Source organism: Vibrio sp. 1978, from assembly GCF_033344345.1.
The window spans coordinates 1-711 of the sequence record NZ_JAWPOP010000444.1 but is presented as its reverse complement, the minus strand read 5'-3'; the positions used below and the strand labels follow the sequence as shown (position 1 = coordinate 711).

The following is a 711-nucleotide window of genomic DNA, read 5'->3' as shown; positions in this document are numbered from 1 at the left end:
GACGTTAATTGAAACCCTAGAAGCATTAACTGAACTGGTTAAGATGGGTAAAGTGCGTTACATCGGCGTATCTAACGAAACACCTTGGGGGGTGATGTCTTTGCTTCGTTTAGCTGAGAAGCATGATTTACCGCGTATCGTTTCAATTCAAAACCCATACAATCTACTCAACCGCAGCTTCGAAGTGGGTTTGTCTGAAATCAGCCATTATGAAGGTGTCCAACTGTTAGCGTATTCACCTCTGGCGTTTGGTTGTTTGAGTGGTAAATACTTAAATGGCGCAAAACCAGAAGGTGCACGCTGTACTAAGTGGGAGCGTTTCGCTCGTTACTTCACACCTCAAGGCGTCAAAGCGACAGAAGCATACGTGAACTTGGCACATGAGCATGGCCTAGATCCTGCGCAAATGGCATTGGCGTTCGTTAATCAACGTCCATTTGTCGCTTCCAATATCATCGGTGCGACCAACCTTGATCAACTTAAAGCCAACATTGACAGCATCGATATCAAGCTTAGTGATGAGCTGTTAACAGACATTCAAGCGATCGGTACTACCTACTCTAACCCATGTCCATAAAAGCAAACAGGCTGACCACATAGGTCAGCCTGTTAATAGCACTTAGAACAAATCTATTTCGATATGCGTTTACAGCGTGTTGAGCTTTAAGGGTTAACTAAAGCGTCATGTTGGAAGCTCAACACGCTATAGAT

The 711-nt window shown here is 44.3% G+C and carries 1 protein-coding gene; it reads left to right on the top strand.

Features of this window, described 5'->3' with window-relative positions; translation table 11 throughout:
• Positions 1–577 (top strand): aldo/keto reductase (locus R8N49_RS27135; protein WP_318190452.1); only part of this gene is annotated, 577 nt, incomplete at its 5' end.
• Between the last annotated feature and the right edge of the window lie 134 nt (positions 578–711).